The sequence below is a fragment of the Bradyrhizobium sp. LA2.1 genome (genome assembly GCF_040547725.1).
Taxonomy (GTDB): Bacteria; Pseudomonadota; Alphaproteobacteria; order Rhizobiales; family Xanthobacteraceae; genus Bradyrhizobium; species Bradyrhizobium barranii.
In genome coordinates, this window is record NZ_JBEPQI010000040.1 from 31,296 (window position 1) to 56,564 (window position 25,269).

Sequence of the window (25,269 nt, forward strand, 5' to 3'; positions counted from 1 at the left end):
TTGCGGGCATTTCGCAAGCCACGGGCCCGTGAGGGAGATCATCCTTAACGTCTGGCGTTACCAAACCGGCAACCATGCTAATTTGCCTGAAAGCATTAGCCAAACAAGCGGATCGTCGCGCGGGGCAGGCCGGCGATGCCGGCTATTGCTTTGACGGAGGCGGCGAACAATGATTGATCGAGCGGACATTTGAATATTGCCGGTTGCAGGGAGCTTTGGGATGAACGGTGCGGAAAGCCTGGTGCGGACGATGGTCAAGGGTGGGGTGGATGTCTGCTTCACCAACCCAGGCACCTCCGAGATGCATTTTGTCGCGGCGCTCGACCGCGTGCCGGGCATGCGCTGCGTGCTCGGCCTGTTCGAAGGCGTGGTGACCGGCGCCGCTGACGGCTATTTCCGCATGAAGGGCACGCCGGCTTCGACGCTGCTCCATCTCGGCCCTGGCCTGGCCAATGGCCTGGCCAATCTGCACAACGCCAAGAAGGCGAATTCCGGCATCGTCAACATCGTCGGCCAGCATGCGGTCTACCACATCGACTACAACGCGCCGCTGACCTCCGACATCGAGGGCCTGGCCCGGCCGATGTCGTCCTGGGTCCGCACCTCGCCGGACTCCAAATCGGTTGCAGCTGACGGCGCCGCGGCGATCGCCGCCGCCAAGAGCGCACCGCCACAGATCGCGACCCTGATCCTGCCCGCCGACACCGCCTGGAACGAGGCCGATGGCATCGCCGAGGTACCGGCCGAGCAGCAGCGCGCCAGCTATTCGCCGCAGGCGGTCGAGCGGGCCGCGAAGATCCTGCACGGCGACGGCGAGGGTACGCTGCTGCTGATGACCGGCAGCGCGCTGAGCGAACAGGGCCTGGCGCTGGCCGAGCGTATCGCCGGCAAGACCGGCTGCACGGTGATGGGCCCGACCTTCCGTCCCAAGATGGCGCGCGGCCGCGGCCGCTATTCGATCGACCGCATTCATTACGTGATCGAGAACGCGCTGCCGATGCTGGCGAAGTTCCGGCACATCGTGCTGGTCGAGTCCGACGATCCCGTGGCGTTCTTCGCCTATCCGAACAAGCCGAGCATGCTCAAGCCCGAGGGCTGCGAGGTGCATCGCATGACCTCCTGGGGCGAGAATTCGGTCGCGGCGCTCGAAGCACTGGCCGGCGCGGTGAAGGCGAGCGCGAAGGACGTCAAGCCGCAGGCCTTGGCTGAGCTGGTGAAGCCGACCGGCGCGCTGACCTTCGCCTCGATTGCGCAGGCGATCGCATGCGCCATCCCCGAGAACGCGATCATGGTCGACGAATCCCTGACCACCGGCCGCGGCTTCTTCCCGCCGACGGCGGCGGCCGCTCCGCACGACTGGCTCCAGAACATGGGCGGCTCGATCGGCTTCTCCACGCCGCTGTCGATCGGCGCCGCGATCGCATGTCCGGACCGCAAGGTGATCACCATGGTCGGCGACGGCAGCGCGATGTACACGATCCAGTCGCTGTGGACGCAGGCCCGCGAGAACCTCAACATCGTCACCATCGTGTTCGCCAACCGCATCTACCAGATCCTGCGCGGCGAGTTCGACAATGTCGGCGCCGGCGAGCCCGGCCAGCGTGCCAACGACATGCTGCGGCTCGACCGTCCGACGCTGGACTTCGTCGCGCTGGCGAAGGGCATGGGCGTCCCCGGCCGCGCCGTCACCAATGCCGAAGAGTTCAACAAGGCTCTGGCCGAAGCCGTCGCCGAGCCCGGGCCACGGCTGATCGAAGTCCAGATGTAGGGCGCAGCATCAGGGAGCGCCGAGGGCCGGGGGGCAAGATGCAGACCGAGCTGAACAAGGTGATCGCGGCGCTCCGGGACTTCTACGCCCACGAAGGATTCTTGTTCGAGAAGGACGTCGGCGAGCGGGCGGTGACGCACCGCTTCGCCGTCTATCTGGAGCGGCAATTCTCCGGCTGGTCAGTCGATTGCAACTACGACCGCCTCGGCGAGCGCACGCTGCATCTGCCGCACGGCACGATCGTCTCCACCGACGATCATCTGGGAAAGTCGATCTACCCCGATGTCGTCGTGCATCAGCGCGAGATCCCGAACAATCTGCTCGCCGTCGAGATCCGCAAGGCGAGCAATCACACCTCGCTCGACCACGACCAGCACAAGTTGATGGCGCTGACCGACGCGCATGTCTGGTTCGCGTACTGGATCGGCGTGCTGCTGGTGCTGGACAGGCAGCATGTCACGATTTCGGAAGTCTATGTCAGCGGCGTTGTGGATCAACCGCTGTCGCTATGGTTTGCGGCGCGGCTGGAGGAGAGCGGTCTGGGGGCTGCGCATTAGACCGTCTCCACAGCGTCATGGCCGGGCTTGTCCCGGCCATCCACGCCTTGTCACGCAGCAAAAAGAACGGGTCTCATCGCATCAAGCTCAGTGCAGCGGATCGCCCTGGCCGAGCGCGTAGGCGACGAAGTCCTTCAGCGCGAAGCTGGAGCCGGTCACCGGCGTCCATTGCGGGTCGAGCGACAGCACGGAGGAATGGTCGCCGAACATCATGCCGACGAAGACCTCGGCGACGATGCGACCGCCGACGGGGCCGAGCTGCGGCGTGTTGATTCCGGTCGCCGGCGCGCCGGTGGCCGGGATCGTCACGGCGGTCTGGAATTGCCGCGCCTCGGCCAGGATGTAGGTCCAGAGCGGGCAATTGCCGGCAAACGCGCCGTTCGCGATGGTCGCGATCCCAGTTTGCGGATCGCCTTCGCCGGGTTCATCGACGGCCTTGCCGATGATGATCTGATCGTCCGTCAGCGGCGTCAGGTTCATCGCTTTTGCGACGGCCTGGCCTGAGGGCAGGCCGAGCCGCCAGCTGCGCTCGAGATTGCGCAGCGCCAGCGACGACGGATTGGACGCGACCTCCGGCGGCAGCTTGCGCAGCGGATCGACCAGCGAGGCGTCGATGCGATAGGCGAACTGCAGCCGCCGCTTGTTGTCGGGATTGGTGTCGTCGTCCTCGACACCATAGGGGCGCGTGTCCAGATCGATGAAGCGGCCCCAGTCCATGGCGCGTCCCGGGCCCATGGCGCGGAAGCCGGTCAGTGCGTTCTTGTCGGGATTGTGGGGGTCGGGGAAGATCTGCAACAGCATGTTGTCCGCATCGTTCAGCCGATAGCCGGGGCGGATCATGGAATGGCCGAGACGGTAGGCCGCAACCGAGAACTCGACCGGCATGAACGGATAAGTCTTCCAGTGATAGTGGGCGAGCTTGCTGCGGTCGTATTGGCCCGCGGTCCTCAACTCGTCCAGCACGCTGGCGTGGACGATGCGCGGCAGGAAGTCGTTCAGCACGACGTATTGATAATGGAATCGGACGCGCTGCTGCACCTCCTCGAACGACAGGCTGTCATTGTCGTCGACCATGCGGTTGTGAAAGCGCAGCATCAAGGCCTGGAACTGCGAGACGATGCTGTTCTCGTCGTTGCGGGGGTCGCCGATCAGGGCGCGGCCCTTGAAGCGCGGCAGGTCGCTGGCATCGGGTACGCCCGCGCCGGTCAGCTTCTCGCCGAGCCGGAACTTGATGCCGTCATACATGTAGGGCTGATCGTTCGGACCACGGCCGTAGAGATTGTCCAGATCGAGCGACGGCGTGCGGAAGTCGACGAGCCCGTCGGGGTCCTGCTGCTTGGTCAGCGAGCTGACCGGATCGAAGGTGATGTCGTGGTCGATGAACTGGCCGAAATAGGTGTAGAGCGCGGGAATGCCGCTCTCCTCCGCGTCCGGCCCGTCCTTCGGACCATCGAAGTCGGCGACCATCTTGTCGGCCAGCGCCGAAAGGTTCGCGACATTGTCGGCGTCGTTCGGACCGAATTTCGCCGGCGTGAGCTTGCGGAACATGCGTCCGAAGCGGCCCTGGGAAAGCGGCGAACGCGTTGCGTTCAGACCGCGCGGAACAATGCTGTGGCGGCTGCTCATTGAAAACACCTCCCTGAAAAGTCACGACGTGCAACGAATAAAGCTAAAGTTGTTCGCAACAGAATATGCATGTCACGCTAGATCAGGCGATTGGGTGCCACAAGCGATCTGCTTCACACACTGCGCGACATCGATGATGTTCCGAAAGGGAGCGTTGCGAACAAGCTGCGGTCGCGCTTTGCAAATTCTTCCCGGAGCGATGACGGATAACATTCTCGTCATCGGCAGGTGCAAGCGGCTTCGCGCAAGTGAGTCCGCCGGACTGTCGGCGAAGTGGATCGTCTTCACGCAATAAGTGTGGCGGCGTGCGCGTCATGCGCGCACGCCGTGATGTCGTCAGTAGGCATGCTGCTGCGAGAACGCGTAGCGCGGATTGATGCCGCAAGAGGCCGACGTGCCGGAGGCGGTGGCGAGGCACTGCTGATAGCTCGCGAACTGGCAGTTGCCGGGATAGCCCCACATGCGTCCCTGCAGGCAATATCGATCGTTTGCAGGATGTGCCTGGGCGGCCGGGGATGCTACGGCGACCAGGGCGGCGAACGATGCGAGAGTGAGGATGATGCGACGCATTTCAATCTCCTTCGAGAGCGGGTGGACGGGAACGTCAGCGAGCTGGGCTCGTCTGAGGCATGTCATGCCTATCTTGGTGTCGGCGGAATGCCGTGCGTTCGCGACGTGGCACATCATGACGCAGCCGGCGGCCAGCAATGTGATCTACGCCACAGTTCGCGGTGGGGGTCCGGGCCTATCGTGAGCAGACTTGCGCGCGTCGATCCCGGAGAACCAGGCTTGTCTCATTCGGATCAGGTATTTTGGAGGTTCTAATGCAAAGGTCATATTTGCTGGCTGCGACAGCAGCGCTGGCGCTTTTCATGCAAATACCGCTCGCGCTGGCCCAGAGCGCGCCGGCCGCCGGTGGAACCGCAGCGCCTGCCGCGACAACCACTGCGCCGGCAGCGACGACGACAACGCCGGCCGCGACCAGCGACACCTCCAGCCAGCCGGCCGACTCCAAGAAGAGCGCATCGAAGAAGCCGGCGAAGAAGAAGATGACGCGGCAGCAGGAAATCGATCATTCGGTCGACACCGGCACCGTGCCCGCACGCTACCGCAGCTCTGTGCCCAAGCAGTACCAGCAGTACATTCCGTTCGATAAGCGGTGACGGGTCTCACGCCGGGCGACGTGACCGGACGTCGGGCCGCCGGTGCCATCGTGTGACGGCCTTGGCGTGACGGCGGGTCTTGGCGTGAGGCCTTAACCAAGCGGAATCCGGCCATACATCCCCAGTGGCGGTCTGCGAGAGCGGTGCTAGAGTAGGCCGAAGCCCCGGGGGGAGAAATGAGCGACGACGTGAAGGATGCTGGCCTTGTGGCCATGATCAGCAGCATCCTGGGAGGCAACAAGCGCGCAGACAGCAGTGCTCCGCCGCCGCTCACCGAGGTTCCGCCGACAGCGCCGACGAACGGGTTCGAGCCGATCGAGCCGTCCACCCCCGATCCTGCACCGGCCGAACCCGACGCTGCGCCCGATGCCGTGCCGGCTGCCGCGAAGCCGGTCGAGCGGCCAGCGAAAATCACGACGACGCCTGATGGCAAGAAGCTGCTTCCCGCCGAGGCGATTGCCGATCTCGTGCTTGGCGAGCTGCGCAAGCTGGAGAATTTTCCGGCGACCGGCGCCTCCGTCACGGTCTACGGTTACAAGCACTGGAACGCGATGATCACCTTCGCGCCGTTCTCGACCACGTTCCAGAACGCGACGCGGTTCCGCCAGGCCGTACCGGACCTGGTCTTCAAGCTGCGCCGTTTCGTCGAACTTGAGATATAGTCCGGGACAATCACCGGCTGCTGTTCGGCCCGATTCCCCGCTCTGGGGCGCGGGACGAGGCGCGAGCGGGTGCCCGAAACAGTTCGACAGGATCTTGAATTGAGCGTCGCCTTTACCAAGGAAGAAAGCGCCGAAACCGCGTCCGAGACGCTGCTGCCGGATCGCCCGGTCTCGCCGCATCCAAACCTCGTGACGGAAGCCGGCTTGCAGGCGCTGCAGGCGCAGCTTCGCGAGGCGCGCGGGGCCTATGAAGCCGCGCAAGCCATCGAGGACGTCAACGAAAAGCGCCGGCAGTCGGCGGTGCCCTTGCGCGACGCTCGTTATCTGACCGAACGGCTGCGCACGGCGCAGGTCATTCCCGATCCGGCGTCGACCGATGTCGTCGCCTTCGGCAGCACCGTGACCTTCAGCCGCACCGACGGCCGCGTGCAGACCTATCGCATCGTCGGCGAGGACGAAGCGGATCCAAAGGCCGGATCGATCTCGTTCGTGGCGCCGGTCGCGAAGTCGCTGATCGGGAAGGCGGTCGGAGATGTCGTGGGTTCGGGCGCGCAAGAGATCGAGATTCTGTCGATCGCGTAGCGATGCGATCCGAGGCCAGAATGATGCGCGCGTGAGGATCCAACTCCGACGGCTCTGGCTTCGGATTGGTTTCGCCAACTTCGAGGCGCCGCTGGGTCAGTTGCGCTGCCGCGATTCACTTCGCTGTTCAAAAGCCGCGAAGGTCATATAGTGAGGGGGTATCAAGACCAATTCATTGCGTGTCAGGCCAAGGGAGCGATCCATGCGGAAGTCCCTATACTTCGTCATCGCAGCCGGTCTCGGCCTATCAGGACCACAAGCTCTGGTCGCGCAAGACGATGTAGATCAGCAGCTCGGCAGCGTTCATTTCCAGACCTCTTGCAACGATGTGGCCCAGCGTCGTTTCGATCGCGGGATGCGCTATCAGCATTCCTACTGGTACGCCAACGCCAAGGAGATCTTCGAGGAAGCCATCAAGGCTGACCCGACATGCAGCATGGCCTATTGGGGCATTGCGCTCACCTACATGGACAATCCGCACAATGCTATTCCAAAGCCGAACCTGGCGCCGGGCCTCGCCGCGATCATGAAGGCCAAGGAGATCGGCGCCGCGACCGAGCGCGAGCGCGACTACATCGATGCGCTGATGGTGATGTATGCCGATTACGACAAGATTCCTCACGCCCAGCGGATGCGCATGCTGCGTGACGCGCAGGCGCGCGTCGCGGCAAAATATCCAGACGACGACGAAGCCCAGATCGCCTACGCCATTACGCTCAATACGTCGGCGGATCTGAACGACAAGACCTATGCGCAGCAAATTAAAGGCGCGGCGATCCTCGAGCCGATCTCCAGGCGGCTGCCGCTGCATCCAGGCGTGACGCATTATCTGATCCATCTCTACGACTACCCGGCGCTGGCGCAGAAAGGGCTCGATGCCGCCAATCGTTACGCCAAGATCGCACCGGCCGCGCCGCACGCCCAGCACATGCCCTCCCACATCTACACGCGCGTCGGCTATTGGAAGGAATCGATCGACTCCAACACCGCTTCCGTGAAAGCCGCGATGGCCGAAAAGTCGGTCGGCAACTACCTGCATGCGCAGGACTACATGGTCTATGCTTACCTGCAGCTCGGCCAGGACAAGCAGGCGCGTGCCGTCATCGACGACATGATCAAGGAGACCGACATCAAGGCGACGGTCGCGGCGGCAGACTACGCGCTGGCGGCTTCGCCGGCGCGTTATGCGATCGACCGTGGCGATTGGGAGGGGGCCTCGCAGCTGCCGGTCAGGCCGAGCAACCTCAACTTTGCGATGGCGGTAACGCATTTCGCCCGGGCCCTCGGCGCGGCGCGCTCCGGCAAACCGGAGGCCGCCAAGGCCGACATCCAGAAGCTGGCAGAATTGCGCGACAAGCTGCAGGACGCCAAGGACAATTATTGGTCCGGAATCGTCGACATCCAGCGTCAGGTCGCCGTCGCCTGGGTGCTTTACGCCGAGGGCAAGTACGACGAGGCACTCAATGCGATGAGTGCCGCGGCGGATGCAGAGGACAAGACGGAAAAGCACGTGATCACGCCCGGACCGCTGGCGCCGGCGCGCGAGCTTTACGGCTTCATGCTGCTCGATCGCGGCATGGCCAAGGAGGCGCTTGCTGCATTCGAGGCAACCAAGGCGAAGGAGCCGAACCGCTTGCACGCTTTCGCGGGAGCGGCCAAGGCGGCCGAAGCCCTTGGTGACAGGGAAGCGGCACGACAGAACTGTCAGCAGCTCGTCACGCTGACGGCCAGTGCCGATTCGGAACGCCCCGAGGTCGCGGCGGCGAAGCAATACCTCGCCAGCAACTGAGCCGGAACGAGAACGGTGGAATGATGAGAAAGGCAGCCGCCATCGCCGTCGCAGCAATCTCGCTGGGAAGCGCGCTGGCGGCGTCGCTCGTGTGGCTCCATGTGCCACGGCATGCCGCCGCGAATTCCGCCACGCCGGTGTGGCGCGAGGTGACTTGGCCGTTCTCGATCGACCAATGGGGCAAGGGAAAGGCGTTCCGCTGCAGGGCTTCCGACTGCGGTGTCGAGGTGACGCTGTACCTGCGTGCCAAGATAGGTTTTTGCAACTGCTCGACGGGCGTCGCCGATGATGATGACCTCGATCGTATGGGCGATACCGTTCTCCTGGGCGAAGTCTCTCCACGCGGTTCCGGCCATCCCATCAGGATTGCGTCGATGAACGGTCGCAGCCGCGCCTACACGCTCAACTCACGTGGCGCTCCCGGCAAAACGCTGGTGTCAGTCGTCTACAACGAGCGTTGCGACATGATCGCAGCGACCGCTGTCATTGGCCACGACCGGCCGGAGACCATCGAGCCCCGCGTGATCGAGTTTCTGGGCGGCAGCACCGCGATGCACTGGGCTGAGGTCACACTGGGTCTGTGATCGACTGCACCTTCCCGATCGGCGGGCATTTCAATGCGGCGATTGGCCCGCGCAGCCGGGGCGAGGATTGCTATCGACAGGGGCAATCTCATTCGCCTAAACATGAGCCATGCGTTTCCGTCGTCTTGTCCCGATATCGAAGGTCTCCGCCCTGTCCGCGAAACAAAGCGCGGCGGCTGGATGAGACGGTTTCTGTCGGGGGCGTTGCCGTTCTACGCGCTGGCCGGATTGGCCATGTGCATGTACCTCGTCCTGTACAAGACGAACCTGTTCGACTTGAACGCCATCGTCCAGGATGCGACCGGTTCGGCATGGTTTCCGGTCTTCATGTTTGCTTGCGTGCTCCTGGAGTCGGTCTTCCCGTATTTCGGCTATTTTCCCGGAACCGCCCTCATCCTGATGTCCGTGGCGCTCAATCCGAAGCCTGCGGATGTCTCCGTTTTCATCGTGGCGTGGGCGGCCATCATCGTGGGCGCCATTCTGAGTTACGGACAGGCTCGGTTTTTCAGACCGATGTTGCAGCGGGTTGCCTCAAAAGCGGCACTGAGCCGATGTGAGTCCCTTCTCGACTCCTATGGTCCGTACGCGCGCGTTGCCTTGTTCGTTCATCCCAACGCTTGCGCGATGTATTTCACGGCACTCGGACTTCTCGGCCGAAACCTGACGCGAGAGCTTGCCCATCTTTGCGTAGGCGCGGCGGCTTCCGTGGGCATTCTGTTCGTCGTCGTGACCAGACTGGTGTCGTCCGCAGGCGCCACCGATGACGGGGAATTGCAGGTGCTGCTGGCGGCAGGCCTGGTCGCCATCGGAACCCTCGTCGGTCTCTACGCGGCCTTACGTCCGGATCGGGCTGCTTGAGGATTGATCCAGAAGAGCGCGAAGCGGTTTTCCGACCAGAGAGCGCGCTTTGAGCTTGGTCGGTCATGATCCATGTGCGGAAGCACCCAAGTCAGACCCTAAACCAAGGCAGGGTGAGATAGACGCAAGCGATCATCGAGAGGATGGGAATGACCCACACCCATCCCGACCAGAAGTTTCGCACTGAACGTCCGGGTAACGACGCAGCAACGAGGGCGACGATCAGTGCCCCGAGCGCGGCCGTCGCGGCCCACCCGTACCAGTACATCGCTGGAGCTAGAAATCCCATCGCAGGGTCAGCAACGTCTCGCGAATGATGCGTGCCCGCCAGCACGATGCCGAGCGACGGGAAAACGGTGAAAAGAGCAAGGTCCTTTGCGAGCGCAACCACGTAGAGGAAGCCAAATGTCGTCCCGAACGCGAATGCAAAGCGGCGGAACGCAGCCGATAACGTCATGCGCCGAACCCCCTGATGTTGTTTACGACGTGGCCAGTTAGGAAGCCCCACCAGATGACAAAGGCGAGGATCGAGGTGAGCATCGTGCGCGTCTGAGCAGGCTCGTCGGCACGCGGCCGTCGCCAGCAAACCCAGTAGGCTGGTAGCAACGCAAAACCGATAGCGGCGAAGTGCTCCTTGAGGTCGAAGAAGCCCAGGGCTGGCCAATGACCGGCGCGCTCTAACTCTGGCCTGATGTCGACGCGAAAATACAGATAGATGATCCCACCGAGCAGGATGGAGATGGCATACAAGACGACGACGGCGTCGGCGAACCGGGCCGATGGCACGGAGCGAAAGCGGCCGAAAAACGAACTGGGGCGCGTTCCCACAGTCGCCCACGTCGCCAAGGTCTGGTGCGTAATCGCGCCAAGCAGTGCAACGGCGACCAAGCCGTGAATAATCAGGAGTACTGTCGCCAGAACCTCACTCCCGGCCTATTGCCCGCTTGCTGTCACGTGAAGAGTTCCTCAGTCCCGAATGGCTCCGCCGACCACGGCCGGAAGCGATTGAGGGTGAACTTCGTCTTCTGGCCGGGTTCAACGTCCACCAGCACGTAGTTGTACTCCTCTTGCGGAGGCTGGCCCTTCCAGTAAAGGTCCCGCGGATAGTCGGCGGGCACCTTGATGCTGGTTCGCCCCGGCAGGATTGGGTCTTGTTCTGCGCCCCCGCCGCCCAACATCAGATACTTTACCCCATCTACATCGTAGATTTCCGTGGTGTGGACGTGCCCGTTCAACACGACCACCTCCATGTCCTTGGCATACGACGCAATCACCTTGTGCGGGTTATCGGGAGCCGGGATCGGGCCTAAGCCTGACCGCGCAAAGACGGGATAGTGGAAGACGATAAACGCCTTCCGAATGCCATTGGCCTTCGCCTCGTCCATCCACTTTTGAAGCTGCGTCATTTGTTCGGCATATTTTGGCCGATCAGCGTCCCACAGCGACGGCGAGCGGTAATCGTACTTGCCACTCCAGAGATAGATGAAGCGGGTGCCCTTGAAGTCAAATTTGTAGATGAGGTTTTCCGGCGTGACGCCGAATTTTTTCAGATACGGCACAGCCGAAAGTACGCCCTCAATCTTTGGGTCGGCCCACACCTCATGATTACCCACACTCATGAAAAAGCGCCCATCCAGACCGGCTGCGCGCATCTCGTCATCCGGCGCGGGTAGCTTCTTCAACATTGTTTCGTTCACGCGCTTCCAGTATGGGCTGTCACTTACGGTCAAGCCCTGATTGCCCCACCACACAGCGTCACCGCTATTGACCACGAATTTGGCGCGACCGGATTGAACGTCCTTGACAATTTCGCGCGTCACCCATTCGCCGCCCTGAAGCCGGAACATGGTTCGATGCACTCCGGGAAGCAGTTTCACGTCTTCAACGGATGCCTCAGTGACCCAACCCTTATCTACCGTCAGGGTCATCACTTCCGTCTTGGATGCGAACGGCATGACGACCTTGACCAGGTCCTTTGTGACCGGATCGAAGATCATCTTCACATCCTTCGCTACGACGGCCTCGGCGACCTTTTCCGGCATGACCAATCCGAACATCTCGACGAAGAACTTGCTGAGGTCCGGTTGTCCCTCTTTCAACGGGAGGTACATCATCGGTCGGGTATCGCCGACCGCAGCGAATGAAAAGCCGGCTGCGGGAAGCGGTGCTTGCGCGGGCGTTGTTTGTGTCTGGGCACCGGCAACGAGTGGCACGGAGAATGCGGGCACTGCTGCGAGTGCGCCTAGAACCAGGCGACGACTGGGCTCGTTAGGCCAAGAGGATTGCATGATGATCACCCCTGATCGAGGAGAGGGAATGAGCCGCCGCATAGGGCGCGCAAACAGCCCGATTTGCCGGCCGTTTCCCGTAGACCTTCAGCGGTGGGTAAGCTTGATATAGATCAACGTCCTCATCTGCCGTAGCAGCGAGCACGTAGAGCGGCGGCTGGCAGCTATTCTGGCCGCGGACGTTTGCGGGCATCGCAGGTGTGCAGAAATACAGCGGCAGGGGCGTGGCGAACCCACACAGGTGGCGAGCATGATGTCGATGAAATTGCCGCTGTGGCTTCGCTTTTTCCTGCTCGTCGGCGTCGTCGCCTTTGCAGCAGGCGCAAGTCTCCTTGCCTATCGGTACTACAGCCGCCCGGTAACGCTGACTGTGGCGGTCGGGTCGCTCGACGGCGAGGCAGCGAAGGCAATGTCAGCGATAGCAGGCGAGTTCGTTTCAGCGAACGCGCCGGTCCGGCTCAAGGTCATCGACAGCGGCACCGCGCTCGAGGCCGCTGCGGCTTTCTCCGCGGGCAAGGTCGATCTCGCTGTGGTTCGCGGCGATGTCGGCGACTTGTCGCAGGCGCAAGCCGTCGTCGTCGTCAGCCATATGGCCGTACTGATCATCGCGCCGCCGGGATCGTCCATCGACAGCATTGCCAACCTGAAGGGACGCACGGTCGGCGTGGTCGGCGGAGCAGTGAACGCCAAAATTGTCGATGTGTTGACCAAGGGATACGATCTGGCGGGCGCAAAAGTTGTCTTCAAGAACCTTGCCTTGACGGATGTCCGGCAAGCCATTCAGTCAAAACAAGTCAGCGCCCTGCTTGTCGTGATCCCGCTCGCCGAAAAATACCTCTCGCTCGTTCGTGGATTTTTTCAGCTCGACCGTAAAAAGACCCCGGTACTGATCCCAATCGAGTCCGCAGGGGCAATTGCAGAGAATGAGCGCGCTTTTGAAAGCTTCGACGTCCCGAAGGGCACGCTGCGGGGATCGCCGCCGGTCCCGGAAGATGACCTGACGACCCTGAGGACCTCGCTATACCTGGTTGCGCAAAGGAAGCTTGGCTCTGATCTGGTAACCGACCTCACGGAGGCGATCATGAGCGCGCGCAGGAATCTGCTGCGCGAGCAGCCGATTTTCGCGCAGATCACCGCGCCCAGCACCGACCAGGATGCCTACCTTCCGCTGCATCCTGGCGCGGCAGCCGTCTACAACAGCACCACGCAAAGCTTCATGGATGAATACGGCAACTGGATCTATTTGACGCCGATGGTACTGGGTGGCGCTGCCACCATGCTTGCGGCGGCGTGGAAATTCCTGGGCCTCGGCAGCCGCGCAGCCGAAGGCCCGCTCGATTCTCTCTACGCCCTGGCGCGCCGGATTCGGAAAGTCGATACAGAGGCTGAACTTTCGGATATCGAAGACGAAATCGACCGCATTCTAAAGGCGGAGCTCGCCAAATCCGCTGCTGGAGACGAGAGCGCGGTGGATGATGCCACATTGAACGTGGCAGCCCACCGGCTGGAGAGCTTGATTCACGACCGACGCACATTGATCGCCAAGGGACCCGCAGTTGCCTCCGCGGCGAAGGCGACACAGCGCTAAGTCACGACACGCCTCGCAACACAGTGGTGAATCATGAATGCAATCGCGCTATCGTGCATCACGTTTCTATGCATCTCAGGCGGTGCCCTGCTTGGTATGTTCCTTCCTGGGCATCACCTGAGCACGGATGACAAGGATGTCGTCAGGCTGGGCACGGGCCTCATCGGGACGATAGCCGCGCTTGTCCTCGGCCTGCTGATCGCCTCGGCGAAGGGCTCCTACGACACGCAGAGCACTCAAGTCACGCAGATGACGAGCAATGTTGTCCTGCTCGATAATCTGCTGGCGCAGTACGGACCGGAGACGAATGACGAACGCAATCTGTTACGGCGCGCCATCGTTGTTTTAGCCGATCGAATGTGGCGCGAGAAAAGTTCCGAGGTTGCCAAGGCGAACCCCTTCGAGGCGAGCGCCGTAAGCGAAACATTCTATGCGAAGCTTCAGCAGCTTTCGCCGCAGAACGATTCCCAGCGCTCCCTGCAAGCCAGGGCCATACAGATCGCCACCGACATTGCGCAAACCCGCCTGTCGCTGTTCGCACAGACGAACAACTCGATCCCCATGCCGTTCCTGGTGGTGCTGATTTTCTGGCTCACCATCATCTTTGGAAGCTTCGGCCTGTTTGCCAAACCCAGCGCAACCGTTTTCGGCTCGCTGTTCGTTTTTGCACTGTCGGCCGCCGGGGCGATCTACCTGGTCCTGGAGCTGGGGCAGCCATTTGCGGGTTTGATGCAGATTTCCAGCGCGCCACTGCGCAGCGCCCTCACGCCGCTCGGTCCCTAACGTTCGCATGATCGAGGTTGCCGGCCAGAGCGAGCCCCGACTGCTATCGTGGTCGTCGCGACCTGCTGCGGCGGCTGTTCGAGTTGATCAAGATGCGCATTGTGCTGCGATGTCCGAATCTGGCCCATGTCGGTCGGCTGCCTGATTTCCGCTTGCGAGGGCAAAGCGGACATTTGGGAAATTAGCGAGGTCGGCTAAGGGCCCACAAGCAGACTCTGGCGTCTGGTCGATCACTTCGAAACAGTCGTCATAATGGACAGGCCGGTAATCCGCACCGGACGATGCGTCGAGTGCGACAAGGCGCCTAGACGTTGATCTCGGCCGCTGCCCGCACAATCGCTGCTACGGTTGCCTTGGCTGCCGGCGACGAGGTTCTCCCTCGCAAACACACGATGCCCGTGCTTGACGGCGGCGACTGCCAGCCATGTACGACAAGCCGGACAAGTGCGCCGGATTCCAGCTCCCCCCGTACCGCCGCGTTCGTCGCACCCAGAACGGTATCCGTGGTGAGCGCGACCGTCTTGAGCAGGCCGTAGTTGTCGCACTCGAGCGCAATGGCGGCCTCCTGGCCCGCAGGCAGGCCCAGCAGGGCGGCGAGCTCCACCTTTGAGGGGCTCAGCAACTTCGGTGCGGCGAGACCGTACGCCCAGACGTCCTGCAGCATGTGCTCGCGCCCGGCCAGCGGATGTCCTGCCCGCACATACAGGCCGGCCTGCTGCCCCCCGATCAACTGGATGTCCAGCGCGGCATCCCCAGGCATGTCACGGACATCGGCGGCAAAGAACTCGATGCTTTCGGTGCGCAAGCTCTCCAGCAACTGCACCCAGTTGCCGACCTCCATGCGCAGCGCCACCTGCGGGTGCTGGCGGCGCAACGCCACAAGCGCGCGTGGCATCAGGGTGGCCGTTAGCAGCGGCCCGACGCCGAAGGCCGTGTCGCCGAGCTGGCTGTCGCGGTAAAGATCCACGTCGCGCTGCAGGCAACGCGCCTCGAACAGCAGCTTGCGCGCCCGCTCAATGACGAATTCCCCGGCACGGGTGGGGCGGACATCACCAACGTCGCGGTCGAACAGGCGGATACCCAGGTCGTTCTCGATGGCCTGGATGCTGCGGCTGAAGGCCGGCTGGCTCAGGTGGGCGGCTGCGGCGGCGCGGGCGAAGTGCAGAGTGTCGGCAAGGGCGACAACGTGATTCAGGCGGCGCAGATTCATGGCATTGCTCTCCATGCATCAAGACGATGAATATTATGCATTGGACGCAATATGGCGACACCCCTTAGACCGTTCCACAATTCAAAACATGAGAGCGGCAGGAGACGTCCCATATGAGCTCGCAATTGCAGTACCTTTTAATTGGCGCCTGCATCCTAGGCTTTGCCGCCATGGAGTTCGTCACCCGGCGGTATCAAGCCACCGTGCGCGGCAACGCGACAGCCAACGACGCCTGGCTTGAAGTGCTGATGTTCGTCAGCCTGATCGCCATCACTCAGCCTATCGCACTGCTGGGCAGCAACGCGTTGTGCAGCTGGCTCATGCCGACGCAGCACGACGCCTGGGCCAACCTGCCATGGTGGGCGATGGCCGGACTGCTGCTCATCGGCGATGACCTCACGCAGTACCTCTGGCACCGCGCCTCGCACACGCCCTTGCTGTGGCCGCTGCACCGCGCGCATCACAGCGCGGCCTACATGAGCGTGCGCATTACCTACCGCAACAACTTCTTTTACTACCTGATGATGCCGGGCCTGTGGATCGGCGGCGTGGCGGTGTACCTGGGTTTCGGCCCAGTCTATGCGGCGTACCTGGTGATCAAGTTGGCGGTCATCCTGGGCGCGCACTGCGCTTGGGCGTGGGATGCGCCGCTGTACCGCATCCGCGCGCTGCATCCGCTGATGTGGGTGCTGGAGCGCACCATCTCCACGCCGGCCACGCACCAGGCGCACCATGCGCTCACCAACGAAGATGGCATTGGCCACTACAAGGGCAACTTCGGCAACCTGCTGTTCTTCTGGGACGTGCTGTTCGGCACGGCGCATATCACACGCAAGTATCCCGCCAAGGTCGGCCTGCAGGACGACATCCTGTTTGGCCCGGAGCGCTGGACGACGCAGATGTTCTACCCGCTCGTCCACTCAAAGCGCGAACATTCGGCGCTCCGCCCCGGCGGCCGTGGCTTCACCGAAGCAGACCTGCAGACCGAAGCTAAGCAGAAGGCCACCTGAACGCGGGTAGCGTCGAGGCGCCGCAGCAAGCGTTCGCGATGCCTCGGAAGGAGCTGGAATGGGTAACCATCTGGTCCGCGAGCGGCCTCTTGGCCACACCGAGATGAGCCGAGCGGAAACCATCGTGCTTGCGGCTGGAGCACCGCGCTTGTGGCGATCTTCATCCGACTCATTGGTCTTGGTTAGGAGAAGTCGATGATCGTCTGTTCTTGCAATGTGTTCAGCGACCACCAGGTGCGGTCAGTGGTCATAAAAGAAGCGCGACGGCCCCGCATGAGCGAGGTGTATGCCTGCCTCGGATGCTGCGCCCAGTGCGGCTGCTGCGCTCGCGCCATCAAGCGGATCATGGATGAGAGGCCGGGCTCCGTCCATGCGAGCGCAAGCATGCACTGACTTGGAGTTGACACGGTCACGGTCAGCACGTGCCCTGGTTATCCACCTGGAGGACACGCGAAACCCAGAGAAAGCGAACATCATGAACGTGCCTGTCAATTTCCGTTCCGTCGACATTCCCGCCGAACTGCAGTCCTGCTTCGCCGCGCAGCGGGCGGCCTATTTGGCGGCGCCCGAGCCATCCTACGATCAGCGCATTGCTGACCTGAAGGCCCTCGGGCAACTCCTGAAGGACAACAAGGACGGGCTGGTCGCAGCGATCAACGCCGACTACGGCAACCGGTCTGAATTCGAGACCCTGTTCGCCGAATATTTCGTTGTCCTGGAAACAATCGCCGACGCCAGAAAGAACCTGAAAAAGTGGATGAAACCGCAGCGCAGGCACGTCGACTTCATGACCTACCCGCTCGCGCGCAACCGCGTCATCCCACAGCCGCTCGGCGTCGTCGGAGTCATCGTTCCCTGGAATTTCCCGCTTAACCTCAGCTTCTGCCCGCTCGCCGCAATTCTGGCCGCCGGCAATCGTGCGATGGTCAAGATGTCGCAAAACTCAAGAGCGCTCGCCGAGGTCCTGATCCGTGTCTCGCCGAAGTATTTCCCGCTCGAGAAGCTTGCCTTTTTCGAGGATGGCGGCGGACGAGGACCCGCATTCTCGTCATTGCCCTTCGACCATCTGCTGTTCACGGGATCCGGCGCGACCGGTCGCGCAGTCATGGCAAACGCGGCCCGCAACCTCACCCCTGTCACGCTTGAATTGGGCGGCAAGGCACCAGCAATTGTTGGGCCTGACTTCCCGGTCAAGACAGCGGCAGAGCGCATTCTCTGGGTGAAGATGTTCAATGCCGGTCAGATCTGTACGAATGTCGACTACATGTTTCTGCCCAAAGGGAGTGAGGACGAGTTCGTCCATCATTGCCGCAAGCTGTTTGCCGAGCGCTTCCCGGACATCAACGGTCAAGACTACACGTCGATCATCGATGAACCGTCGTTCACGCGGCTGCAGGCGACCCTGGAGGATGCCCGTACAAAGGGTGCAGTCCTGGTCAATCTTGCGGAACGGCAGATTCCGGACACGAAGCAGCGCAAATTTCCACCGCATCTCGTGCTAAATCCGACGGACGACATGATTGTCATGCAGCGCGAGATCTTTGGCCCGATCCTGCCGATCAAGACCTATACAGATCGGCAGGAGGTCGCCGACTATATCAATAGTCACGACCGACCGTTGGCAATCTATCCATTCACCTCCGGTGCCGAGCTGCGCGACTTCTACATCTCGCGGGTGATGTCGGGTGGCGTATCGGTCAATGAAGCTCTCCTGCACGTCGGCCAGCACGACCTGCCATTCGGTGGGATCGGTGCGAGCGGTATGGGCCATTACCACGCGCGCGAGGGGTTCAACACCTTTTCAAAATTGCGCCCGGTCTTCTATCAAGGTCCTCTCTCGCCGATCCAAATGCTATTTCAGCCGCCCTACGCCGGCCGCCCAATGAGCATCCTGCGGACGATGATCAAGTGGAAGACGTGATGCGTGACTGTGGCAGATCGGCGCCAATGATATGCGCCGCAAGCCTGGGCGGATGCCGGGCGTCGTCGGCATTTTATCCCGGTATCGTCGCGGTCGATCTCAGCCAGGGCGGCGCACATTTTGAAGCTCTGCTGACTATAGTGACTGCGGCGTCGATTCATTCTCATTCGCACGGAGACCGCCATGAAGGGTAACGTCTTTATCATCACCGGCGCGCTGGGCGCGCTTGGCAAGGTGGTCGCCGAGGAAGCCCTTTCGCGCGGCGCGCGAGTCGCCGGTATCGATCATGCTGAGTCGCAGTTCGCCGCAACAGCCCAGCGGATCGAATTTGGCCGCATCGACCTGACCGATGCGGCACAGGCGAAAGAGGCGATCGATGCCGCCGCCGCGCATTTTGGCGCGATCGACGCGCTAATCAATATTGCTGGCGGATTTGCCTTCGAGACCATTGCCGACGGCGATCCCAAGGTTTGGCAGCGCATGCATGCTCTCAATGTCGAGACCGCGCTGAATGCTTCGCGCGCAGCGATCCCGCATCTTCTCAACTCGCGGGCGGCCCGCATCGACAATATCGGTGCGACGGGCGCACTGCAGGCCGGCCCCGGCATGGGTCCTTATGCGGCGTCGAAGGCCGGCGTGCATAAGCTGACGGAGTCACTAGCTGCCGAGTTGAAAGGCAAGATCACCGTCAATGCGGTGCTGCCCTCGATCATCGATACCGCGGCAAACCGCGCCAGCATGCCGAAGGCCGATTCTTCCGAATGGGTCGCGCCAAAGGAACTCGCCGATGTCATCCTCTTCCTGGCGAGTGACGCCGCCAGCGCCGTTACCGGCGCGCTGCTGCCGGTCAACGGGCGGGTCTGAAGCGCGGTTGCGCCGCTACCAGCTTCCGAAGCACAGCTCAGCTACCGGATGCCCCTGCGCCGATATCGATGTACGTCCCAGTCGCCTGTCCCGCAAAGACCACCGAAAGATGATAGTCCTCGAGGTTCTGTGAATAGGATAGCTCCAACCCAGCTTACTGCGATGACCGAGGTCGGCGTGTCCGCTTCGGGTCCAAAAGCCGACCTCGGGTGAATGACCGCTTTTGGCAAAGCGGACGTTCGCACGCCTCGCAAGGGAGCTTTCAGCGGCTCTTGAAATCTAGGATCTATGGTGAGCGCACATGGGGTCGAACCATGGACCTCTCGCGTGTCAAGGCGGGCTAGTCGCTCGGTGGTGCGGGCCTCTCCTTGGATGATGCCATCATGCCCCTGTGTTGCCCGACGGAGCAAGCGGATTTCGGAAAAGTCGTAAGTTATTGATCCAACTGACGTCGGCTACTGTGCATGGGGTTGTTTTCGACATTTTTGTTCAGACGGTCCCCGACAGCCGCAAGGCTTGGGTGATCGTTCGCAACCGGCGGAGGGTTCAGGAGGATGGATGGATGGTGGGCGCACAAGGGATCGAACCTTGGACCTCTCCCGTGTGAAGGGAACGCTCTCCCGCTGAGCTATGCGCCCGGGACCATCATGCCGACGGCCGGACTTTCGGCCGGCCGGCACATCGGAGCCCGCGATTTAGAAGTGCGGGCCAAAGGTGTCAAGTTTCCAGGCGCCTCGAGGCCGGAAAACCTTCCGTCAATCACGCAATCGCAGGCGAAACCGTGGTTTGGGCCGCTTATGCGCCCTGCTGGCGGGCGCGGGAGGCGTGGGCCTGGAGCGCGCGGATGCGCTCGGCGAGCGTTCCGCCGCCTTCGGGCAGGGTGATTGCGGCCGCGCCATTGCCGGCGGCGTCATTGGCCGGGCGCGGCGCCGGTTTCGGGGGCTGGCAGGCCTCGGCCGCCAGCAGGGCCTCGATCGGCGAGTTTGGGCCTTCGAGCTGCATCGCGAGCTTGGCGACCTCGGCGGCGATGTCGTTGATGCGTTCGCGCAGCAGCGCATTCTCCATGCGCTCGGTCGCCCAGGAACTCTCCGCCTGCTGCTGGATTGCGTTGATGTCGCGCTGGAGCTTGGCGCGCTCGTCGCGCGCGGTGCGCAGCTGCTCCTCCAGCGCGGTCTTTTCCGCGCGGAGCGATTCGAACGCCGCCGACGACTTGCCGCCGCTCAAGCCGGCGATCTCGACGCGCAGCTCCTTGATGATGCGATCATTGCCCTCGTTGGCCTGGCGGAGCTGGTTGTTCTCGTAGTCGCGCTCGGCGAGCAGCTTGCCCTGCGTGGCGAGGCGGCCTTCGAGATCGGCGACGCGGCCCGACAGCATCTCGGCCTCTTTCACCTGCACGATCAGCTGGCGATCGAGCTCGGTGACGCGCTGGCTCAGATTCTCGACACGGCCGCGCGCATCGCCGAGCTCGCGGGAGGCGGTCTCGGATTCGGTCCGCTCCTGCGTCAGCCGCGCCTGCGTGGCGGCAAATTCCTTCTCGGCGTCGCCGACGCGATTTTTCAAGTTCTCGATCTGCGCGCGCACCGCGACCAGCTCGACCTGCCGGCTCTCCGCCATCATCGAGCGGTCGGACAGCTCGGAATTAATTTTTGCGAGTTCGCCCTGCTTGTCGGTCAGCGCGTTCTCGGCGGCGCGCAGGGCCTCGGTCTTGGCGCTGAATTCCTCTTCGGTGGCGCGGAGCTGCTCCTTCACCGCCTTCTCGCGCGCCTCCAGCGCGAAGATCGTGGCGTTCTTCTCGCCGAGTTCGATCTTCATGCGGTTGATGGCGTCGCTCTTCTTGCCGAGCTCGGCGAGCTGGCTCGTGGTCTTGTTCTTGAGCTGGTCGACGCTCATCTCGAGCCGCCGCGCCGACATGGCGAATTCGGCGCGGAGCTGGTCCTTGTCGGCCTGGATCTCGGCCATCGAGAGCGGCGTGGCGGCCTCGAGCCGGCGCGTGGTCAGGCGGACCGCGCGGTTATGCACCAGCGGCACGATGGCAAGCCCGCACAGCATCGAGAGCAGGAAGCCGATCGCCAGGTACATGATCGGTTCGACCATGGGGCCAGAACTCCGAAAGCAAGGAAAAATTTACCAAAGACAATGCATGGCGGGCCGGCAAAAAGCCAGCCCCGCCCTGTTGTTAACGTGAATCCGGAATCGGACCCGAGGAGGGAGCCCTAGAGCATGATCCGGGTCCGAAGCGCCGCGTCAGCGCAAAGTGCGCAGCGGCTTTCCGGAAAGATCATGCTCGAACAACAATCTAAAGCGCGATCGCGCCTTAGAACGGGTTCCAGGTCGCGCGCGGGGTGAATTTCAGATAGCCGATATTGGCGCCCAGCCGTAGCCCGAGGCCCGAGCGGATCGGCACCAGCACGATGTTGTTGGCGGTGAGCGCCGTCATGCCGAAGCCGCCGATGATATAGGCCGAGCCGTCGATGCCGGCGAAGCGCTGGTAGATCGCGTTGGTGGCGGGCAGGTTATAGACGAGCGTCATGGTGCGCGCGCCGTCGCCGCCCCAGTCGAAGCCGAGCGAGGGGCCCTGCCAATAGACGCGCAGGTCGCCGGCGTTCTTGGTGTAGAGCGTGCCTTCGCCGTAGCGCAGGCCGGCAACGAAGGCGCCGGACCCTTCCTCACCCAGGATATAGCCGTTGGGCAGGCCCCACTGGCTGACGGCCTTCTCGATGATCGAGGCGAGCCCGCGCGAGACGTTGCCGAAGAAGCGGTGGCCGGCGGTTACGAGTTCGTCCGGCCCATAGGTGCTGGGTGACGGGCTCCGCTGCGGCGGCGGCAAATTGGGCGGCGGCGGCTGCTGGGCGGAGGCCGGGACGATCCAGCCGACCAGCGCGGCAAGCGCGACCGCAGCAAGGCGTGATGCGAAAGTCATAAAAGAACCCCTGGTATCGAATCCCGCCGCTTCCTTAACCTGACGCCAACAGGCACGGCTCTAGGTTGCGCCGGATGTCCCCTCGACTCGGATGTTATCCGCAGCAACTATGACGGCACAACGGCAGGAAGATAGCCCTTTGCGCCCCGGAATCGCCTTGATCCGCTTTCTGGTCTGCCTGCTGGCCGGCATTTGGATCGCTTGCGCAGGTTTGCCGGCCGAGGCTGCCACCACCGAGCGGATCGTCGTCAACCGCTTCAGCGGCGTGGCGATCGAGGGGTTCGACCCCGTCGCCTATTTCGTCGATGGCGCGGCCGTGCAGGGGACGGCCGAGTTCGAGGCGAACCTCTGGGGCGCGGTCTGGCGTTTCCGCAACGAGGGCAACCGGGCGTCCTTCCTGGCCCATCCCGAGATCTATGGACCGCAGTTCGGCGGCTACGATCCCGCCGACATCGCCCGCGGCGTGGCCGTCGCTGCCAATCCCCGCTTCTACGTGATTTCGGCGCAGCGGCTCTATCTGTTCAGTCGGGAGGCCAATCGCGATGCCTTCGCCGCCGACCCGGAGCGCTTCCTCTATGAGGTGCGCAAGCGCTGGCCGGCGCTCCAGGAGCAGCTTAGTCAATAACAGCTCAGTCAGTAGCTGCCTGCCGCCCGCGGATCGCCCCAGGCGATGAACTCCGGGATGATGAAGCCGGTGTCGCCGCGCTGGCCGAATCGGAGCTCGCCACCCTTGCCGTCGGTGACCTTGCCGCCAGCCGCCGTCACGACCGCGCAGCCCGCCCCGACATCCCATTCGCAAGTGGGTCCGAAGCGGGGATAGATGTCGGCGCTGCCCTCCGCGATCCGGCCGAATTTCACCGCTGAGCCGACCGTCTTCCTGACTGCATTGGGCCGGCCGTCGATGAACGCTTCGCTTCTGAGGTCGCCATGGGAACGGCTCACCGCCGCGATCCAGGGCTCGCCCTGCGTCGGCAGCGTGCGGGTGCGGACCGGTTCGGCAGCACCGATGCTCGTGCCGTCGAACCTGACGCGCTCGGCGCCGCGGCCGACGATGCCGCGCCAGAGCAGGCCGAGCGCAGGCGCGGCTACGATGCCCAGCAACGGCACGCCTTCGGTCACGAGGGCGAGGTTGACGGTGAACTCGTCGCGGCCGGCGACGAACTCCTTGGTGCCGTCGAGCGGGTCGATCAGGAAGAAGCTGTCGCGGAATGGCGGCGAGGCGAGCTGGGTCCGCTCTTCCGACAGCGTCGGCACGTCGCCCGCAAGCTGCGCCAGGCCGTCGGCGATGATGCGGTCGGCGGCGAGATCGGCCTCGGTGACCGGCGAGCCGTCCTGCTTGCCGTCGACCCGCATCGCTGCCCGGTTGACCGCGAGGATCGCTTCGCCCGCCTTCACCACCAGCGCGGTAAGCGGCTCCATCAGGTGGGAGGCGGCCGGGCCGTCAATGATCCGCTTCACCTGCATGCCTCATTCATCGGCAATTCCATCCCTACTCGACTGATTCGCCGCGGCTTTAGGGCCGCTTCGAACCGATCGCAAGCTAGCTGCCACGGGCTTGCGAATGTTAGAACCTGCGGCATTCGTCAAGCATGCGTGATTCGCCGCGTCCGCGCCGTGCAATTCCAGGAACCCTTTATGTCTGACGCTTCGTCACCCGGTACCGCTACCGCTCCAGATGCGCTCGAACTCGCCGCGCTCCTGTGCTCGCGGGTCTGCCACGATCTCATCAGCCCTGTCGGCGCCATCGTCAATGGGCTCGAAGTGCTCGACGACGATCCCAAGCCCGAGGATCGCGAGTTCGCGCTCGATTTGATCCGCAAGAGCGCGAAAACCGCCTCCGCCCGCCTCCAGTTCTGTCGCCTGGCCTTCGGCGCGGCCGGCTCGTCCGGCGCGCAGATCGACCTCGGCGATGCCCAGACCATGGCGCGCGGCCATATCGAGGACGGCAAGTGCTCGATCACGTGGAATCTGCCGCGGCTCCTGCTGCCGAAGAATCGCGTCAAGCTGCTGCTCAATATGCTGGTTGTTTCCCAGCACACGATCCCGCGCGGCGGCATGCTGACGATCGACCCGATCGGTGACGGCGAGACCATGAGCTTCCGCGTCACCGCGACCGGTCATAATGCGCGCCTGCCGCAGAACATCTCCGAGCTCCTGAGCGGGGAGCGCGGCCCGGCCGCGGATGCGCACGCGATCCAGCCTTATTATACGCGGCTGTTGGCAGAGGCTTGCGGGCTCACCGTGAGGCTCGCGCACGAGGGCGAAGCCATCACCATCACCGCGTCGTAGGCGCGTCGCCGCCCTCAAACGTTAATCGAATCTTTACGAGGCGCTTCGGCTTGTCCGGAGCGCCTTATCTCTTTGTTGGTTCCGTTCTTTTGCACATACTCAACCATTATTAAACGCTTTGCGGTGAAGCTGGCCCCATTCCGAAATGGCGCATCACAAGTCGTGCGCGCCCTCCCTGTATGAAGGCCTGTTTTCATGGATGATCTGTTGCGGGAGTTTTTGACGGAGACCAGCGAGAGCCTGGACACCGTCGACAATCAGCTGGTGAAGTTCGAGCAGGAGCCGAACAACGCCAAGATCCTGGATAACATCTTCCGCCTGGTCCACACCATCAAGGGCACGTGCGGCTTCCTCGGACTGCCGCGGCTTGAAGCGCTGGCACATGCCGGCGAGACCTTGATGGGCAAATTCCGCGACGGCATGCCGGTGACGGGGCAGGCCGTGACGGTGATCCTGTCCTCGATCGACCGCATCAAGGAGATCCTCGCCGGGCTGGAGGCGACCGAAGCCGAGCCCGAGGGCACCGACCGCGATCTCATCGACAAGCTGGAAGCGATGGTCGAGCAGGGCATGGAGGCTATGGCCGCAGGGGCCGCTGCTCCTGTCGCTGAAGCGCCGCCGCTGGTGCCGGAAGCTCCGGCCGAAGCCAAGGCTGCACCTGCCAAAGAGATGACGCAGGGCTCGCTGATCGACCAGACCCTGGAGCGTCCGCTGCGTCCGGGCGAAGTCTCGCTCGACGAGCTCGAGCGCGCCTTCCGCGAGACCGCGATCGAAGCGCCGGCCCCCGTCGTCAAGGCCGAGCCCGCG

At 63.0% G+C, this 25,269-nt stretch carries 25 protein-coding genes and 1 tRNA gene; 16 read left to right on the forward strand and 10 right to left on the reverse strand.

The window, feature by feature from the left end; all coding sequences use genetic code 11:
* Window positions 1-220 precede the first annotated feature (220 nt).
* Both ABIB95_RS43700 and ABIB95_RS43705 read left to right on the forward strand, forming a co-directional pair.
* Complete coding sequence (locus tag ABIB95_RS43700) at window positions 221-1,768, forward strand: acetolactate synthase large subunit (protein ID WP_028151250.1); 1,548 nt, start codon at window positions 221-223, stop codon at window positions 1,766-1,768.
* A gap of 38 nt (window positions 1,769-1,806) precedes the next feature.
* The gene (locus tag ABIB95_RS43705) at window positions 1,807-2,325 is read left to right on the forward strand and encodes a hypothetical protein (RefSeq protein ID WP_259256258.1); all 519 of its coding nucleotides are present in this window, start codon (window positions 1,807-1,809) and stop codon (window positions 2,323-2,325) included.
* Window positions 2,326-2,412: 87 nt separating this feature from the next.
* Here ABIB95_RS43705 and ABIB95_RS43710 read toward each other — a convergent pair whose 3' ends face one another.
* Complete coding sequence (locus ABIB95_RS43710) at window positions 2,413-3,951, reverse strand: peroxidase family protein (RefSeq protein WP_354248777.1); 1,539 nt, start codon at window positions 3,949-3,951, stop codon at window positions 2,413-2,415.
* 336 nt (window positions 3,952-4,287) lie between these two features.
* Window positions 4,288-4,521, reverse strand: coding sequence for a DUF3551 domain-containing protein (locus tag ABIB95_RS43715; protein WP_354248778.1), 234 nt, complete (start codon window positions 4,519-4,521; stop codon window positions 4,288-4,290).
* Window positions 4,522-4,775: 254 nt separating this feature from the next.
* On the opposite strand from ABIB95_RS43715, the gene ABIB95_RS43720 reads away from it, so the two are divergent.
* From ABIB95_RS43720 to ABIB95_RS43745, 6 genes are all read left to right on the forward strand, one after another.
* Window positions 4,776-5,114 carry a hypothetical protein gene (locus ABIB95_RS43720; RefSeq protein ID WP_259256260.1) on the forward strand — a complete coding sequence of 113 codons (339 nt, stop codon included), beginning with the start codon at window positions 4,776-4,778 and terminating at the stop codon, window positions 5,112-5,114.
* Window positions 5,115-5,290: 176 nt separating this feature from the next.
* Complete coding sequence (locus tag ABIB95_RS43725; RefSeq protein WP_354248779.1) at window positions 5,291-5,776, forward strand: hypothetical protein; 486 nt, start codon at window positions 5,291-5,293, stop codon at window positions 5,774-5,776.
* Between the two features lie 99 nt (window positions 5,777-5,875).
* Window positions 5,876-6,358 carry a transcription elongation factor GreA gene (greA, locus tag ABIB95_RS43730; RefSeq protein WP_354248780.1) on the forward strand — a complete coding sequence of 161 codons (483 nt, stop codon included), beginning with the start codon at window positions 5,876-5,878 and terminating at the stop codon, window positions 6,356-6,358.
* Between the two features lie 202 nt (window positions 6,359-6,560).
* A complete protein-coding gene (locus ABIB95_RS43735; RefSeq protein WP_354248781.1) occupies window positions 6,561-8,147 on the forward strand; it encodes a tetratricopeptide repeat protein in 1,587 nt (528 codons plus the stop codon).
* 20 nt (window positions 8,148-8,167) lie between these two features.
* Window positions 8,168-8,731 carry a hypothetical protein gene (locus ABIB95_RS43740; protein ID WP_354248782.1) on the forward strand — a complete coding sequence of 188 codons (564 nt, stop codon included), beginning with the start codon at window positions 8,168-8,170 and terminating at the stop codon, window positions 8,729-8,731.
* A 180-nt stretch (window positions 8,732-8,911) separates the two neighbouring features.
* Window positions 8,912-9,589, forward strand: coding sequence for a hypothetical protein (locus ABIB95_RS43745; RefSeq protein WP_354248783.1), 678 nt, complete (start codon window positions 8,912-8,914; stop codon window positions 9,587-9,589).
* Window positions 9,590-9,680: 91 nt separating this feature from the next.
* Here ABIB95_RS43745 and ABIB95_RS43750 read toward each other — a convergent pair whose 3' ends face one another.
* The 3 genes from ABIB95_RS43750 to ABIB95_RS43760 all read right to left on the reverse strand — a co-directional run bounded on the left by ABIB95_RS43750 (window position 9,681) and on the right by ABIB95_RS43760 (window position 11,817).
* Window positions 9,681-10,046, reverse strand: coding sequence for a hypothetical protein (locus ABIB95_RS43750; RefSeq protein ID WP_354248784.1), 366 nt, complete (start codon window positions 10,044-10,046; stop codon window positions 9,681-9,683).
* Complete coding sequence (locus ABIB95_RS43755) at window positions 10,043-10,477, reverse strand: hypothetical protein (RefSeq protein WP_085398740.1); 435 nt, start codon at window positions 10,475-10,477, stop codon at window positions 10,043-10,045. The genes ABIB95_RS43750 and ABIB95_RS43755 overlap by 4 nt, the downstream gene beginning before the upstream one ends.
* Before the next feature lie 62 nt (window positions 10,478-10,539).
* Window positions 10,540-11,817: a metallophosphoesterase family protein gene (locus ABIB95_RS43760; RefSeq protein WP_354248785.1), complete on the reverse strand. Its 1,278-nt coding sequence runs from the start codon at window positions 11,815-11,817 to the stop codon at window positions 10,540-10,542.
* Window positions 11,818-12,127: 310 nt separating this feature from the next.
* Between ABIB95_RS43760 and ABIB95_RS43765 the strand changes: the two genes are divergently transcribed.
* Together ABIB95_RS43765 and ABIB95_RS43770 are read left to right on the forward strand one after the other, a co-directional pair.
* Window positions 12,128-13,465, forward strand: a complete 1,338-nt coding sequence (locus ABIB95_RS43765; protein ID WP_354178678.1) for a TAXI family TRAP transporter solute-binding subunit — start codon at window positions 12,128-12,130, stop codon at window positions 13,463-13,465.
* A 33-nt stretch (window positions 13,466-13,498) separates the two neighbouring features.
* Window positions 13,499-14,248, forward strand: a complete 750-nt coding sequence (locus ABIB95_RS43770; protein ID WP_354248786.1) for a bestrophin-like domain — start codon at window positions 13,499-13,501, stop codon at window positions 14,246-14,248.
* A gap of 304 nt (window positions 14,249-14,552) precedes the next feature.
* Here ABIB95_RS43770 and ABIB95_RS43775 read toward each other — a convergent pair whose 3' ends face one another.
* Entirely contained in the window at window positions 14,553-15,458 is a 906-nt protein-coding gene (locus ABIB95_RS43775) for a LysR family transcriptional regulator (RefSeq protein ID WP_071917142.1), read from the reverse strand.
* A gap of 113 nt (window positions 15,459-15,571) precedes the next feature.
* Between ABIB95_RS43775 and ABIB95_RS43780 the strand changes: the two genes are divergently transcribed.
* The 3 genes from ABIB95_RS43780 to fabG all read left to right on the forward strand — a co-directional run bounded on the left by ABIB95_RS43780 (window position 15,572) and on the right by fabG (window position 19,253).
* Window positions 15,572-16,468, forward strand: coding sequence for a sterol desaturase family protein (locus ABIB95_RS43780; RefSeq protein ID WP_038388984.1), 897 nt, complete (start codon window positions 15,572-15,574; stop codon window positions 16,466-16,468).
* Window positions 16,469-16,862: 394 nt separating this feature from the next.
* Window positions 16,863-18,389 (forward strand): coniferyl aldehyde dehydrogenase, encoded by a 1,527-nt coding sequence (locus ABIB95_RS43785; RefSeq protein WP_354248787.1) that lies wholly within the window; start codon window positions 16,863-16,865, stop codon window positions 18,387-18,389.
* Window positions 18,390-18,572: 183 nt separating this feature from the next.
* Window positions 18,573-19,253 (forward strand): 3-oxoacyl-ACP reductase FabG, encoded by a 681-nt coding sequence (gene fabG / locus ABIB95_RS43790; RefSeq protein ID WP_354248788.1) that lies wholly within the window; start codon window positions 18,573-18,575, stop codon window positions 19,251-19,253.
* A 563-nt stretch (window positions 19,254-19,816) separates the two neighbouring features.
* Here fabG and ABIB95_RS43795 read toward each other — a convergent pair.
* The 3 genes from ABIB95_RS43795 to ABIB95_RS43805 all read right to left on the reverse strand — a co-directional run bounded on the left by ABIB95_RS43795 (window position 19,817) and on the right by ABIB95_RS43805 (window position 22,173).
* A tRNA-Val gene (locus ABIB95_RS43795) sits at window positions 19,817-19,891 on the reverse strand.
* 157 nt (window positions 19,892-20,048) lie between these two features.
* Window positions 20,049-21,347 carry a coiled-coil domain-containing protein gene (locus tag ABIB95_RS43800; protein ID WP_354248789.1) on the reverse strand — a complete coding sequence of 433 codons (1,299 nt, stop codon included), beginning with the start codon at window positions 21,345-21,347 and terminating at the stop codon, window positions 20,049-20,051.
* 220 nt (window positions 21,348-21,567) lie between these two features.
* Window positions 21,568-22,173, reverse strand: a complete 606-nt coding sequence (locus ABIB95_RS43805; RefSeq protein WP_028151234.1) for a DUF1134 domain-containing protein — start codon at window positions 22,171-22,173, stop codon at window positions 21,568-21,570.
* 139 nt (window positions 22,174-22,312) lie between these two features.
* Here ABIB95_RS43805 and ABIB95_RS43810 point away from each other — a divergent pair, with 139 nt between their 5' ends.
* Window positions 22,313-22,798 carry a YHS domain-containing (seleno)protein gene (locus ABIB95_RS43810; protein ID WP_071916429.1) on the forward strand — a complete coding sequence of 162 codons (486 nt, stop codon included), beginning with the start codon at window positions 22,313-22,315 and terminating at the stop codon, window positions 22,796-22,798.
* Between the two features lie 8 nt (window positions 22,799-22,806).
* Here ABIB95_RS43810 and ABIB95_RS43815 read toward each other — a convergent pair whose 3' ends face one another.
* Window positions 22,807-23,637, reverse strand: a complete 831-nt coding sequence (locus ABIB95_RS43815) for a 3'(2'),5'-bisphosphate nucleotidase CysQ family protein (RefSeq protein ID WP_247315146.1) — start codon at window positions 23,635-23,637, stop codon at window positions 22,807-22,809.
* A gap of 171 nt (window positions 23,638-23,808) precedes the next feature.
* On the opposite strand from ABIB95_RS43815, the gene chpT reads away from it, so the two are divergent.
* Both chpT and ABIB95_RS43825 read left to right on the forward strand, forming a co-directional pair.
* Window positions 23,809-24,462 carry a histidine phosphotransferase ChpT gene (gene chpT, locus ABIB95_RS43820; RefSeq protein ID WP_063985400.1) on the forward strand — a complete coding sequence of 218 codons (654 nt, stop codon included), beginning with the start codon at window positions 23,809-23,811 and terminating at the stop codon, window positions 24,460-24,462.
* A gap of 195 nt (window positions 24,463-24,657) precedes the next feature.
* The coding region (locus ABIB95_RS43825) for an Hpt domain-containing protein (RefSeq protein WP_354248790.1) at window positions 24,658-25,269 on the forward strand (612 nt) is incomplete at its 3' end.